General features: G+C 72.7%; 14 protein-coding genes. 4 read left to right on the forward strand and 10 right to left on the reverse strand.

Going from position 1 to position 13,444, the window contains the following annotated elements:
- Positions 1-20: 20 nt before the first annotated feature.
- From CRV15_RS27460 to CRV15_RS27475, 4 genes are all read right to left on the reverse strand, one after another.
- The gene (locus tag CRV15_RS27460) at positions 21-983 is read right to left on the reverse strand and encodes a nucleoside hydrolase (protein ID WP_003959285.1); all 963 of its coding nucleotides are present in this window, start codon (positions 981-983) and stop codon (positions 21-23) included.
- A gap of 251 nt (positions 984-1,234) precedes the next feature.
- The gene (locus tag CRV15_RS27465; RefSeq protein ID WP_009995119.1) at positions 1,235-2,482 is read right to left on the reverse strand and encodes a Cmx/CmrA family chloramphenicol efflux MFS transporter; all 1,248 of its coding nucleotides are present in this window, start codon (positions 2,480-2,482) and stop codon (positions 1,235-1,237) included.
- Positions 2,483-2,846: 364 nt separating this feature from the next.
- Positions 2,847-3,464 (reverse strand): DinB family protein, encoded by a 618-nt coding sequence (locus CRV15_RS27470; RefSeq protein WP_003959283.1) that lies wholly within the window; start codon positions 3,462-3,464, stop codon positions 2,847-2,849.
- 73 nt (positions 3,465-3,537) lie between these two features.
- Positions 3,538-4,323 (reverse strand): ArsR/SmtB family transcription factor, encoded by a 786-nt coding sequence (locus CRV15_RS27475; RefSeq protein WP_009995117.1) that lies wholly within the window; start codon positions 4,321-4,323, stop codon positions 3,538-3,540.
- A gap of 483 nt (positions 4,324-4,806) precedes the next feature.
- Here CRV15_RS27475 and CRV15_RS27480 point away from each other — a divergent pair, with 483 nt between their 5' ends.
- Together CRV15_RS27480 and CRV15_RS27485 are read left to right on the forward strand one after the other, a co-directional pair.
- Positions 4,807-5,256, forward strand: coding sequence for a hypothetical protein (locus CRV15_RS27480; RefSeq protein ID WP_003959281.1), 450 nt, complete (start codon positions 4,807-4,809; stop codon positions 5,254-5,256).
- Positions 5,247-6,260 carry a hypothetical protein gene (locus tag CRV15_RS27485; protein ID WP_003959280.1) on the forward strand — a complete coding sequence of 338 codons (1,014 nt, stop codon included), beginning with the start codon at positions 5,247-5,249 and terminating at the stop codon, positions 6,258-6,260. The genes CRV15_RS27480 and CRV15_RS27485 overlap by 10 nt, the downstream gene beginning before the upstream one ends.
- Before the next feature lie 173 nt (positions 6,261-6,433).
- On the opposite strand, the gene CRV15_RS27490 is transcribed toward CRV15_RS27485, so the two are convergent.
- Genes CRV15_RS27490 through CRV15_RS27500 form a run of 3 tightly spaced genes read right to left on the reverse strand, consistent with a single transcriptional unit; the run spans position 6,434 to position 9,651 of the window.
- Complete coding sequence (locus tag CRV15_RS27490; protein ID WP_003959279.1) at positions 6,434-7,519, reverse strand: FecCD family ABC transporter permease; 1,086 nt, start codon at positions 7,517-7,519, stop codon at positions 6,434-6,436.
- Positions 7,516-8,547, reverse strand: coding sequence for a FecCD family ABC transporter permease (locus CRV15_RS27495; protein ID WP_003959278.1), 1,032 nt, complete (start codon positions 8,545-8,547; stop codon positions 7,516-7,518). The genes CRV15_RS27490 and CRV15_RS27495 overlap by 4 nt, the downstream gene beginning before the upstream one ends.
- A 51-nt stretch (positions 8,548-8,598) precedes the next feature.
- A complete protein-coding gene (locus tag CRV15_RS27500) occupies positions 8,599-9,651 on the reverse strand; it encodes an iron-siderophore ABC transporter substrate-binding protein (RefSeq protein WP_003959277.1) in 1,053 nt (350 codons plus the stop codon).
- Positions 9,652-10,138: 487 nt separating this feature from the next.
- Between CRV15_RS27500 and CRV15_RS27505 the strand changes: the two genes are divergently transcribed.
- The gene (locus CRV15_RS27505; RefSeq protein ID WP_003957870.1) at positions 10,139-10,951 is read left to right on the forward strand and encodes an SAM-dependent methyltransferase; all 813 of its coding nucleotides are present in this window, start codon (positions 10,139-10,141) and stop codon (positions 10,949-10,951) included.
- Positions 10,952-11,103: 152 nt separating this feature from the next.
- Here CRV15_RS27505 and CRV15_RS27510 read toward each other — a convergent pair whose 3' ends face one another.
- Together CRV15_RS27510 and CRV15_RS27515 are read right to left on the reverse strand one after the other, a co-directional pair.
- Positions 11,104-12,006: a helix-turn-helix domain-containing protein gene (locus CRV15_RS27510; RefSeq protein ID WP_003957869.1), complete on the reverse strand. Its 903-nt coding sequence runs from the start codon at positions 12,004-12,006 to the stop codon at positions 11,104-11,106.
- Between the two features lie 89 nt (positions 12,007-12,095).
- Positions 12,096-12,332 carry a DUF397 domain-containing protein gene (locus CRV15_RS27515; protein ID WP_003957868.1) on the reverse strand — a complete coding sequence of 79 codons (237 nt, stop codon included), beginning with the start codon at positions 12,330-12,332 and terminating at the stop codon, positions 12,096-12,098.
- A 171-nt stretch (positions 12,333-12,503) separates the two neighbouring features.
- On the opposite strand from CRV15_RS27515, the gene CRV15_RS27520 reads away from it, so the two are divergent.
- A complete protein-coding gene (locus CRV15_RS27520) occupies positions 12,504-13,052 on the forward strand; it encodes an ATP-binding protein (RefSeq protein ID WP_003957867.1) in 549 nt (182 codons plus the stop codon).
- 76 nt (positions 13,053-13,128) lie between these two features.
- On the opposite strand, the gene CRV15_RS27525 is transcribed toward CRV15_RS27520, so the two are convergent.
- The gene (locus CRV15_RS27525) at positions 13,129-13,338 is read right to left on the reverse strand and encodes an MbtH family protein (protein WP_003957866.1); all 210 of its coding nucleotides are present in this window, start codon (positions 13,336-13,338) and stop codon (positions 13,129-13,131) included.
- Between the last annotated feature and the right edge of the window lie 106 nt (positions 13,339-13,444).

Genomic DNA, 13,444 nt, shown 5'->3' on the forward strand with positions numbered 1-13,444 from the left:
TCCGGGGGCTCGGGGGCGGTTCAGGCCGCGGGGCCCCGCCGCCCGAGCCGCTCCACGGCGGCGATCACCCGGTCCCAGAACCGCCCGCTGTCCAGCTCCATGGCGACCCGGGCGTTCACCGGCCGGTCCGGAAACCCGTCCAGGTCCACCACCGTCGCCCCACGGGTGTACTCGCCGCGCAGCTCCACCACCACATGGGCGTCCACACAGCGCACGATCGACGGGTCGGCGACCCGCGCCACGGCGACGGGATCGTGGACCGGCGGGCACGGGAAGCCCCACAGCCGCCGATAGGTGTCCGCGAAGAAGGCGATCAACTCCACGCACATCCGCGCCGGTTCCGTCCCCAGCGCCGCGAGCCGCGCGACGACCTCGTCGGTGGCCAGCGCCTGATGGGTGACGTCCAGTCCGCACATCGTCACCGGCAGACCGCTGCGGAAGACGATATCGGCGGCCTCGGGGTCGGCGAGGATGTTGAACTCGGCGGCCGGAGTGCGGTTGCCGCGCCCGGCGGAGCCGCCCATGAGCACGATCTCACGGATGGACGAGGCGCATTCCGGATAACGGGTCAGCAGCAGGGCGATGTTGGTCAGCGGCCCCGTCGGGACCAGGGTGACCGGCTCCGGATGCTCCGTCAGCACCCGCCGTGTCAGCTCCACCGCGTGCTCCGGGACCGCCCGCACCCGGGGCTCCCCGAACCGGGGCCCGTCCAGACCGCTCTCCCCGTGCACATCCCCGGCCACGATCGGCGCCCGGACCAGCGGCCGGGCGCAGCCCGCCGCGACGGGCACATCGGTGATCCCGGCGACCGTGCACACGCGCAACGCGTTGAGCGTGGTCTTCTCGACGGTCTGGTTCCCGGCGACGGTGGTGATCGCCAGCAGGTCGACCGCGGGATCCCCGGCCGCGAGCAGCAGCGCGATGGCGTCGTCGTGCCCGGGGTCGCAGTCGAGAACGATGGGTACGGGGGTGTCCCTGCGCATGATCGCAGTATGCCCACGGGGGCGCGGACGGTCCCGGACCACGACCGCCGGTGGCCGAAATACCCCCGCGCGGCCGGGCCCGGTCCCGCCGTGCCCCGCCACGGCCTCCGCCGTTCCCGGCCCGCCGGAGCGGTACGGGCGGCCCGGCCCCCACCGGTCGCCCCGCGCCGCCCGGAGAGAGCCGCGTGCCGTGGCGGGGAACCGCGGGCGCCGGACGGTCGGTACCGTTCGTTCTCGGCGACCGGCCGCCGCTACCGTTCTGAGCGACCGGCCGCCGGTGCGTCCGGTCGCTCTCCGGCCGCTCCCGCGCCCGCCGGTGCGGCCTGCCGGGGCGCTCGGCGCGGCGCGCGGGTCCGGCCGCGGGCCAGTGCCGCCAGCGCGAGCGCCAGGGCCAGCGCGGTCAGCACCGCGCTCACCGCCACCGGGGAGCGATGGCCGAACCCCGCCCCGATGGCGGCCCCGCCGAGCCAGGGACCCAGCGCCGCCCCCACGTTCAACGCGGACGTGGCACTCGCGCCCGCCAGCGTCGGCGCGCCCGCCGCCGCGTACAGCACCCGGGAGATCAGGGCCGAGCCGACGGCGAACGACAGCGTCCCCTGCACGAGCACGAGCACGACCGCCGCCACCGGACTCGGCGCGGCCACCGCGAGCAGCGTCCACCCGGCGAGCAGCAGCGCGCCCGCCGCCAGCAGGGGCCGTTCCGGACGGTGACGGTCGGCGATCCGGCCACCCGCGGTCGCCCCGAGGAACGCCCCCAGGCCGAACAGCGCCAGAACGCCGGGCACCCACCCCGCTCCCAGCCCGGTCACCTCGGTGACCAGCGGCGCCAGATAGGTGAAGGTGCCGAACGTGGCCCCGTTGACCAGGGCGCCCAGGGCCAGCGGCACCAGGGCGCCCGGGGCGCGCAGCGCCCTCAGCTCCGCCCGTACCCCCGTCCGGGCCGCCGTCTCCCCGCTGTCCCTCGGCAGCCGGGCCACGATGGCGATCAGCGCCGGGACCGAGAGCAGGGCCACCGCCCAGAAGGCCGAACGCCACCCCCACACCTGCCCGAGCAGCGCTCCGCCCGGCACACCGGCCACACAGGACAGGGTGATGCCGCCGAGCAGGACGGCGGTCGCCCGCCCCCTGGCCCCGGGCGGCGCCAGGACCGCGACCGTCGACAGCGCCACCGCGAGGAACCCGGCGTTGGCGAGCGCGGCGATCACCCGGGTCAGGAGCAGCACCGGATAACTGGTCGTCACCGCGCCGACCACATGCGTCAGCAGAAAGACCGTCAGCAGGACGAGCAGCGCCCGCCGCCGGGGCAGACGTCGGCCCAGCAGGGCCATCAGCGGGGCGCCGACCACCATGCCCACGGCGAAGGCCGAGGTCAGCGATCCGGCGGCGGGAATCGAGACCCGGAGGTCACGGGCGATGTCCGGGATCAGCCCGGACAGCATGAACTCGGACATCCCCTGGGCGAAGACCGCCAGTCCGAGGAGGTACAGAACGAAGGGCACAGCGAGACTCCACAGCCACGACCGAGAACGAACAGGGCAGCGTGGGCCGCGGTCGGCACCCGGACGGGAGGGCGGGGACACCCGGCCGCCGCGCCGGTGGGACGCACCGGGCGGGACGGGGAACCGCCGTCACCTCGACAGCGCGGGAAGCCACCGGACGGCCGGTGGCCTGCGTCTGTCGGACTCGGGCGTGGACATGGACGGCAGGCTAGCCCCGCCCGTCCGGAGCTGTCCACGGAATTCCGCCGGGCCGTCCGCCGGGCCGTCCGCCGGGCCGTCCGCCGGGGCGCGGAGGGACGGACCAGTCCCTCAGACCGTGGACAGCGGGTGACGGAGCCCTGCCCCGTGTCCCGGCGGGAGGGGGCTACTCGCCGACACGTCCGTCGATGCGCTCCCGCAACAGATCCGCGTGGCCGTTGTGCCGCGCGTACTCCTCGATCATATGGACCAGCACCTGCCGCAGGGTGATCGGCTCACCGCCGCGCAGCCCGGTGACCGAGAGATCGGGTGCCTCCGCCACGAACCGCTCCGCGTGGGCGACCTCCGCGCGCCAGCTCTCCCACGCCCGGTCCACCACCCCGGGATCGGCGACCGCCCCGGTGAAGTCCGCGTCGCGGTCGTCCTCCGTGCGGTAGAGATACGGCACGTCCCGCCCGCCCAGCACCCGGCGGAACCAGATCTGCTCCACCTGGGCCAGATGGCGGACCAGACCCAGCAGCGAGAGATCCGACGGCGGGACCGAGCGCCGGGCCATGCCCTCGGCGTCCAGACCGGCGCACTTCAGCTCCAGCGTCAGCCGCTGATCCCGCAGGAAACCGGCGAGGGTCGCCCGTTCGCCGTCGGGCACACCCTCCGGTCCGGCGCTCCCGCGCGGATCGTCGTCCGCCGTCACGAACATTCCGCCGGAGCCGCCGAAACGGCGTTCGGGCAGCGGGACGGCGGGGTCGTCGGACCGGTCGGGGCCGGGGTGCGCGCGGGTCATGGACCGAGCATCGGCTCTTCCCCGACCCGTGCGCCACACCTTTTCCCCGTCCGTACGGCGCCGGGGCGGGACCTCAGGGACACCCGGCGTCCTGCCGTGCCGCCGGAACCCTCGGCACCGCGCCCGGCACCGCACCCGGTACGACCACCGGGGAACGCCCCTCCAGCAGCTCCATCCCCAGCCGGGTCAGGGTGTGACGGGTGGTGTTCCGCACCCGCAGACTCTGGATCAGCCCGGCGTCCCGGAGCACCGTGGCGTGCTCGCTCGCCGACGCCGGGGAGATGGCGAGACGGCGCGCGATCTCATTGCCGGTGGTGTGCTCGGCGTCCGCGATCGTGTACAGGGTGGCGGCCCGGGTCCGGCCCAGCAGCCGCGCCAGCCGGTCCCCGCCCGCCGCCGGGGCGGGGTCCAGCGCCCCGATGGCACGTGCCACCGGGTACACCAGCACCGGCGGGAGCGTGGTGTCCCGCAGGGCGATCGGCGTCCCCCGGCAGAAGAACGACGGCACCAGCCGCAACCCCCGTCCCTCCAGCCGCAGTTCGCTGTCGACCGGATACGCCACCAGCAGCACGGGCGGCTCCCAGCGGATCGTCGGATGCAGACTCCCCAGCAGCCGTTCGGTCCCGCCCGCCAGAAAGGCCCGCGCCCGCTGCTCGCGGTCGGCTTCCACCGAGGCCCGGATCTGCGGCCAGTACGGGGTCAGCGCCTGCCGGTGATAACGGCGCAGCGCGCCGCCGAGCCCCCGCAGCGCCTCGGGCCTGCCGTCCGCCAGGGCCCCGACCCCGGGCGGAAGCCGTCGCTGCCGCCCCAGCACAGCCAGCTCCGCCCTGAGCCGCGCCCGTGGGGTCGTCAGGATCATTTCGATTCCGCTTTCAATCCCGTCCACCCCTTGGGCGGGGGTCAGGAAGTCCGGTGAATAGCCGCGTGGCGGAGCCAGCCCAAGCAGCGGGCGGGCCATCGGGTCCACGGTGTCACGCATCCGGCGACGCCAGGGCCGCATCACCGGGTCCTCGTCACAACTGCCCAGGACATGCAGGCTGAGCAGGGCTTCCCATGCTGGGTCCGGCCCCGGGGCCAGATGAATCCGCCCGAGGTCGGCCGTACTGAAATGGATGCGCAGCACCAAGTACCCCCGTCACGAGCTGCTGTCCACCGGCCGTACTGTTCTGGCGAGTACCCCGGGACGCTGTCCTGGATCTCCTTCGCCGACCTCCTTCGGCCAGCGCCGAAAGAGATTCCGCTTGACCGCGGTCCGCTCTAGGTTCCGTATCACCAACGACGGGGCCGGCCGGAAGTCGCGGAGGATTTCTCTGGCCGCCCCGGGGCAACGGGAGGAACCATCATGACCGCACGACGACTCATGGGCGCCCTCGCGGCCGGGGTGGCGCTGGTCGCCGCCGCCACCGCGCTGGCGACCGGCCCGGCCACCGCTTCCGTCCCGGGGAGCACGGCTTCCCACCCCGCGCGGGATCTGCGGGCCGCGGCCTGGGACGGCAACATCTATCTGTACTACAGCGCGTCCGCCAACAGTTCGTGGAGCAAGTACGCGGGCTGGGTGAACGACTTCGCCGGGCACACCTTCGCCGCCGGCGGGGAGGGCCACGGCCGGGCCGTCAAGAACAACGTCAACCGGGCCTGGAACAACGACGCCAACTGGACCGCGCGGATCTACTACAACGAGAACCAGAACGCGAGCGGCCCGGCCCCGTACGACGACTTCTTCCCGGGCAACTCACGGCAGCTCAACTCCTCGGTGCGCAACAACAACGCCTCGCTGAGCTGGTGGCGCTGAACCACCCCCGGGTCCGTCCGCCCACCGGCGGGCGGACCCGCGCGCGGGCGCGCCGCACGGCGGCGGTGGCCGTCGCCCTGCTGCTGGCCGCCGCCGTGCTGTCCGGCTGCGGGGCCGGTACCGGGGCCGGGCCGCCCGGCCCCCGGGGGGCCGCCGCGGACCCACCGCCGCCGGTCGGCGCGGTGCCCACCCGGCTCTCGGTCGAGGGCCTGGTGCTGCCCATCGAGCCCTACCTCTTCACGGACCGGCAGGTCGCACGGGTGCTGCGGGCCCGGTCCACCCTCGCGTCGGCCTGTATGGCACGGCGGGGATACCACTGGCCCGCGCCCCGGGGACGGCTCCCCGTGACCGGGACGCTCAACCCCGCCAACACCGCCCACCGCTACGGGCTGACCAGCGCCGCCGTCGCCGCCCGGCACGGCTACCACCCCGTCGGCGGGACACCGGCCGCGCTCCGCCCCCGGGAGAGGACCCCGGGCCCCCGCCCGTCCCCGGCGGCGCTGCGGACCCTCACCGGCTCCACCGCGGACGGCACCCCGCTGCGGGCGGACGACCGGGGACGGCCCCTGCCGCCCGGCGGCTGCCTCGGCGAGGCCACCGCAGCGCTCTCCGGCGACCCCGGGCGGATCGGCAACCGGGAGCTGGTGGCGGAGATCAACATCGGCGGCTACCAGCGCTCCCGGCGCGACCCCCGGGTACGGGCCGTCTTCCGCGCCTGGTCCCGCTGCATGGAACGGCGCGGGTACGCCTATCCGGACCCGGTCGCGGTGCCCGGCCCCGGGGTCCGGTCCACCGGTCCCGCGCCCGGCCCCGCCGAGATCGCGCTGGCCGTCGCGGACGTGGAGTGCAAGCGGAGGACCAACGTCATCGGCGTCTGGTCCACCGTCGACGCCGCCCACCAGCGGCGGGCGATGGGGGAGCGGCGCCGGGAACTCGCCGCCGTCGCCCGGGACATCCGCACCCAGGTCCGGGGCGCCGACCGGGTGCTCAGCGCCCACCGCTGAACACCGCTGAACACCGCCGGCCCCCGCCGGGAGACCCCCGGCCGGGGCGCCCTCCGGACACAAACACGCGCGAGGGGCCGAACACGCGCGAGGGGCCGGGCCCGGCGTGATCCGCCGGGCCCGGCCCCTTCCCGTACCCCCGCTCCGGCGGAAGCAGCCGTCCCGGGCGCCGCTCAGAGCATGCCCTTGCGCCGCTCCCGCAGCAGCAGCCAGCCGAGATACGCGCCGCCGATCGCCATGGTGTAGATCCCGACGGGCAGATCCTCGAAGAGCGGGAGCTGCTGCGCGCAGAGATCCGCCAGCACCAGCAGCAGCGCGCCCATCAGACCGGAGAGCAGCAGATGCGGCCCCGTGAGACGGGTGATCCGCCTGGCGATCTGCGGAGCCGTCAGCGCGATGAACGCGATCGGGCCCGCCACGCTCACCGCCCCCGCCGACAGCACGATCGCCAGGAGGACCGCCCAGGTCTTGGTGCGCTGCGGCTCGGCCCCGAGCCCCTGGGCGATGTCGTCGCCCATCTCGCCGATGCCGAGCCGCCGGGAGATCAGCGCGATCGGCGGGACCGTCACCAGCAGCACCAGACCGATGGTGGTGGCGTCCTCCCAGGAGCGGGACGACAGACTGCCGTTGACATAGGCGGTGAGCGCGGAGGCGTTGTCCCGTTCCATGGCATACACGACGTACTGGGTCACAGCCGTGCAGATCGCTGCCACACCGATGCCCGCGACCACCAGCCGGGCCGGGTTGCGGAATCCGGTGCCGGTGGACACGTACACCAGCACCATGGCGAGCACCCCGCCGACGAGCGCGCCGAGCGGCACCGTCGCCGTCCCCGGCAGCAGCAGCGCCGCGACGGCGGCGCCCGCCCCGGCGCCCGCGCCCAGACCGATCACATCGGGGCTGCCCAGGGGGTTGCGGGTGGCGGACTGGAACAGCGCCCCGGAGAGCCCCAGCGCACAGCCGGTGCCGAGCGCCACCACCAGCCGGGGCCCGCGCAGCCGTTCCAGGACGAACGCGTCCTTGCCCTCGGCCCCGCCGCCCAGGGCCCCGCCCAGCTCGGCGAGCGGAATACCGAGCCGCCCCAGCGACAGGGTGGCCGCCGAGGCCGCCGCCAGCGCGATCAGCAGCCCGAGCCCGGTGAGCAGGGAGGCGCGCCGCAGCGGGACCGCGATCCTGCGCCCGGCGGTCACGAAGCCCTTCGCCCGGACCGGCCCGGCCGCCCGCTCCCCGGCGCGGGGCGGGTCCATCCTCGTGATCATGTGTTCCCCCTCATCCGGCGGACGGCGACCAGCAGCGCCGGGGCGCCGACGAACGCGGTCACGACGCCGACCATCAGCTCCTGCGGGCGCATCACGACCCGGCCGACGACATCGGCGGCGAGCAGCAGCGTCGGGCCGACCACCGCGGAGAAGGCGATCTGCCACCGGAAGTCGACCCCGACGAGCATCCGCACGATATGCGGAACGGCCAGGCCGACGAAGGCGATGGGGCCGACGGCCGCGGTGGCCGCCGCGCTGAGCACGGTCGCGGCGGCGAGCCCGCCCGTGCGCACCAGAGCGGGACGGGCGCCGAGCGCCGCCGCCGTCGAGTCGCCGAGCGCCAGCGCGTTCAGACCGCGCCCCAGCAGCAGGGCGAGGAGCAGCCCGGCCGCGGCGAACGGCAGCATGGCCTGGAGGACGGCGAAGTCCCGGCCGCCGAGCGCGCCGACCACCCAGTACCGGTAGCTGTCGAAGACCTGCGGTTTGGTCAGCGTCACCGCCTGGATGTACGCCATCAGCACGGCGGAGAGCACCGCGCCCGCGAGGACCAGCCGGACCTGGCTGCGTCCCGAACGGGTGGAGCCGATGGCCTGGACCATGAATCCGGCGACCAGCGCGCCGGGCAGCGCCCACCACATGGCCTCCGTACTGCCGGACGCGCCCCAGAAGGCGGTCGCGGTGACGATGCTCGCGGAGGCCCCCGCGTTGATGCCGAGCAGACCCGGCTCGGCCAGGTCGTTACGGGTGATGCCCTGCATCAGGGTGCCCGCGACCGCCAGGCACAGGCCGGCCAGCACCCCGATGGCGGTCCGCGGGTAGCGGCTCTCCACCACGGTGGTCAGCGGGAGGTCGGCGGTGCCCCGCAGCACCTCGACGACCTCGCCGAACGAGGTCGTCCGGCTGCCGAACATGACACTCGCGAAGAGCGCGAGCGCGAGGGCCGCGAGCGCGGCGCACAAGCCGTACACCCGTCGAGCGGTGCCCCGCTGGGGGACACCGCTCGACGGGCGAAGGGAAACGGTGGCCATCAGGCGTATCTGTTCCGTCTCTTCCGTCGGTGCCGGAGCGCTCCGGTCCGCCTACTTGCCGGCGGCCTTGACGGCCTTGTCGATCAGCGGGAGGTAGCGGTCGATCGTCCACGGGACGGTGAGCGGGTTGATGATGGAGGAGGCCGTCACGAAGGCGTTGGTGTCACCGACGACCACGGCGCCCTTCTTGACCGCGGGGATGTTGCCGTACAGCGGCTGGGACTCGATCTCCTTGCGGTTCTTCTCATCGGTGTAGAAGGTGAAGACCAGGTCGCTGTTCTTCAGCTTCTCGGCGTTCTCCAGACCGATGAGCGCCGAGTCGGTGCCCTTGGTCTCCTTGAAGCCGTTCACCACCGGGTCGACCTTCAGACCGAGCGAGGAGACCATCTTGACCCGCTGCTCCTCGGGCTTGAAGACGCCGAGGGTGCCGGGGCCGGTGTTGTAGATGTACGAGAAGGTCAGGTCCTTGTAGTTCGGCCGGGTCTTGCCCGCGTCGCTGAGCTGCTTCTCGATGTCGCCGATGAGCTTCTTCGCCTCGGCGGGCTTGCCCACGGCCTTGGAGATGATCTCGATCTGCTGGTCCCAGTTGGTGCTCCAGGGCAGATCCGGGTACGCCACCGTCGGGGCGATGTCCTTGAGGATCTTGAACTGCTTGTCCGTGATGCCCGACCACGGGGCCAGGATGAGATCCGGCTCCAGCTCGATGATGGCCTCGGTGTCCAGTTCCTCGCCGCCGGTGAACTGCTTCGGCAGCTTCTCGCCCTTCTTGGTCACGGCCTCGTGGATCCAGGGGAGGTAACCGGTCTTGTCGCTGCCCCAGGGGTAGGACTCGATGCCGACCGGGGTGTGGCCGAGCGCGATCGCGGTCTCCGCCGAGCCCTGGCCCAGGGTGACGATACGCTTCGGCGCCTCCTTGATCTCCGCGGGGCCGAGCGCGCTCTGGATGGTGACCGGGAACGCCCCGCCGCTGCTCTTCTCCGCGGCCTTGTCGGTCTTCTTCTCGCCCTCGTCGGACGAGGAGCAGCCGCCGAGGGTGAGTACGGCGGCGGTGGCGGTGGCCGCGGCGGCGAGTGCGCGACGACGCACACGGGTGAACCCGAGCATGGACGTTCCTCAAGATTGGTGTGGCGGTCGACCGGACGGTCATGGAAAGGGGGGACCCCTCGTCATGGGAAGGGAAGCCCCTCCGGCGCAGAGAGCTGCGGCACTGATCGACTTAGGCAAGCCTAAGCTATGTATGTTGCTGCGTTCAACCGCCTTCGGGGTCGGCTCGTGCGGCGCCGATGGCGGCCGCCCCTCACCTGTTCAGCTGAAAAGCCGGTCAACTGTGCTATTTCGGACAGTCCGTCCGTAGGGCTGTTCCAATGGACCGATGGCTGAACGGTGCGGGCGGCGGGGGAATCGTCCCAGTTCCGGGGAGGTGTTCCGGTCCCGGGGGCCGTTTCGGGGGACTGCGGGGCGGCTGAAATGCAGCCCTGTGTCGTTTCTTCTTCCGCGTCGGCCTATACCGGGACCCCCGCTCTCCCTAGCATGACGTCCGGCAATCGCCGAACCTTGATCCCTTCGAGCTGATGACACGGGTGAGTACTGGATGCAAGAGGAGTCGTGGCGCCCCGACGCCATCGACACGACCGTGCCGAGCGTGGCGCGTATGTACGACTACTACCTGGGGGGCGACGACAACTACGCGTCGGACCGGGTGGCCTGTGAGGAGTTGCTGAAGGCGGTTCCCAGTACCAAGGTCCTGGCGGTCAACAACCGCCGCTTCCTGCGCCGCGTGGTGCGGATGCTCGCCAGCGACTACGGCATACGCCAGTTCATCGACCATGGCTCCGGCCTGCCCACCCAGGACAATGTCCACCAGGTCGCGCAGGCGGTGGACCGCTCCTCGCGGGTGGTCTACGTCGACAACGACCCCATTGTGCTGGCGCACGGCCGGGCGCTGCTGGAGGAGAACGACCGTACCGCCGTCATCCAGGCGGACATGCGGGACACCGCCGGAATCTTCGGCCACCCCGAGACCGAGCGGCTCATCGACTTCGACCAGCCGGTGGCCGCTCTCTTCGTCTCGGTCCTGCACTGCATCCCCGACGAGAGCGACCCGGCCGGCCTGGTGCGCGAGGTGGCGCGACGGCTGGTGCCGGGGAGCTTTCTCGTGGTGTGCCAGCTCGTCAGCGAGCGGCCCGAGATCCGCAAGTACGTCACCGACTTCATGGCCGAGGCCACCGGCGGCCACTGGGGACGGGTGCGCGAGCAGCGGGAGGTCGCCGCCTATCTGAACGGGTTCGAGGTCCTGGAGCCGGGGCTGGTCGAGGTGTCGACCTGGCGGCCGGACAACGATCTCGCGCCGGTGCAGCAGACCGACGAATGGATCGAGTGGGGCGGAGTCGCCCGTCTGGTCTGAGCCGGTCCCGGCTCTCCGCGCGGTTCCCGCGCCGTCGCCCCGCCACCCCGGGGCGGCGGCGCGGTTCCCCGCTGTCGGCGGCGGGCCCGGCGGCGCGGGGGTCGGTGCGGTGGGGGCGAGGCGCTGGCGGTCCGGCGCGGACCGCCCCGGGCTCAGTACTGGTCGAGGCGTTCGCGCAGTACGCGCATCGTCTTCGCCGGGGTGAGGGCGCAGGCGCCCACCCGGTCGAGCATATTGCGGTACTGCTCCACGATCTGCGGCTTCTGCGTGAAGGTGGAGTCCGTCAGATGCTCGATGTACACGGCGTCCTTGAGGTCGCCCAGCGCGAACCGCAGATAGGTGACGCCCGTGCCCACGCCGGTCGCCGCCGACACATCGAGCGGGGCGATCTGGAGGGTGATCCGCGGGCGCTCCATCAGATCGAGGAGATGTTCGAGCTGGGCGCGCATCACCGCGGCGCCGCCGACCGCGCGCAGCAGCACCGACTCGTCGATGACGGCCCACAGACGGGGAGCGTCCGGCTGGTCGAGATGGCGGTGGCGCTCCTGCCGCAGCTCCACCCGGCGGGCGACCTCGTGCGAGAGCAGTTGGCCGGGGCCCGCCTGGATCACGGCCCGGGTGTAGTCGGGCGTCTGGAGCAGACCCGGCACATAGAACGGCTCGTAGGTGCGGATACGTTCCGCCGCGCTCTCCAGCGCGACGAGCGGGGTGAAGAAGTCGGAGAGCACATCGTTGAACGAGCGCCACCAGTCGGGGCGACGTGACTGATCGACCAGGCGCAGGAACTCCTCGACCCGCTCCTCGTTCTCCACTCCGTACAGATCGAGCAGGGCGACCGCGTCGGCGTGCTTGCAGCCATGGCGTCCCAGTTCGATTCGGCTGGTTTTGGAGCGTGAGAAACCGAGCCGTCCATCGACGTCGGCGGGGTCGAGCCCGGCGGCGACGCGCAGTTCCCGCAGCTTGCCGCCGAGGATCAGCTTCAGCGCCGTCGGGTTCTTCTCCACTGCTCCCAGGGGTCGCAGGAACAACGACTCGCTCGGGTCGGTTGCTGCCATGGGGCGCTCCTGCGGATGTCCGGTGAAGACCACCAGTATCCAGTACCTGGGGAGATCAGTCAGGGGAGGGGCCGGGCTCCTACCGCTTTTCAGCCAATGAGGCCGTCGAAGTCGCCGCTGCGCGCGCCCGCCACGAACGCGGCTATCTCGTCCGGGGTGTAGATGAGCGCCGGGCCCTGGGGGTCACGGGAGTTGCGCAGGGCCACCGAGCCGTCGGGGAGCCGCGCCAGCTCCACACAGTTCCCGGTCGCGTTGCTGTGGCTGCTCTTGGTCCAGGTCACCGAGGTGAGCGCGCCCGCCCGCATGCCGTTGGCGAATCGTTCCATGACAACAGCCCCTTGCTCGTCGTACGGCGGTTCTCTCAGCTTGACCGACGGCACATGCAATCCCATTTGCAATCCCAGATGCAATTGCATTCCCCCGTGATACTCGACCATACTCGTTCCGCGGCACCGGCGGCAGCGGTGAAGTCCTAAACCTTCAGGGGGACATGACCAGTGACGATCCAACTGGCAACGTCGATGAGCTCGGGCTTCGACGGGGGCGGACGGACGGCCGCCCCCGACCCCGCCGCGGACTGGCCGCTCGGCTTAACCGGCGCGGGCGAGCGGCCCTGGGGCCCGGTCCAGGGCGGCGGTCCGACGGGCTTCGCCGCCTGCGGTCTCGACGGCACCCTGCGCAACGCGTCACAGGCGCGGCGCTTCGTCGCCCACACGCTCGACGGCTGGGGGCTCTCCCGGCTCGTCCCCGATACCTCGCTGGTCGTCAGCGAGCTGGTCACCAACGCCGTACAACACGCCCTGGACCGGGAGGACAGGGAAGCCGCCCGCGGCGACTACCCCCTCTGGCTCGGGATCTTCCTCCACCCCGACGACGTGGTCTGCGCCGTCACCGACCCCAGTTCACAGGCGCCGCTTCCGCGTGATGCCACGGTCTGCGCGTCCGGGGGCCGGGGGCTCGCGCTCGTCGGAGCGCTCTGCGCGAGCTGGTCGTGGTCGCTGACGCCGCCGCGGGGCAAGACGGTCTGGGCGACGCTCGCGCGCTGACGCCCCGCCGGTTCCACCGGCGCCCGCGGCACGGCGCGGGGCGGGGAGCGGCGGACCGTCCGCCATCGGCCGGTGCTCAGCCCTCCATCGCCCGGATCAGGCTCGCCGGGCGCATATCGGTCCAGTGGGTCTCGATGTACTCCAGGCAGGACTGGCGCGACCCCGGGCCGTGCGCCAGGTGCCAGCCCGCCGGCACCTCCGCGAACTCCGGCCACAGGCTGTGCTGGTTCTCGTCGTTGACCAGCACCGTGTAGACGCCGTCGGGGTCCTCGAACGGATTGCTCACCGTGTGTCTCCTTCGTCCGCAGGGTCTGCTGGGCGCCTGTCCTCGGGGATACCGTCCGGGTGGCCGGTCCGGTCGGCCGTAGCGCGAGCATACGTCGCCGTCGACG

Origin of the sequence: Streptomyces clavuligerus (genome assembly GCF_005519465.1) — a bacterium.
In the GTDB taxonomy this organism is placed as follows: domain Bacteria; phylum Actinomycetota; class Actinomycetes; order Streptomycetales; family Streptomycetaceae; genus Streptomyces; species Streptomyces clavuligerus.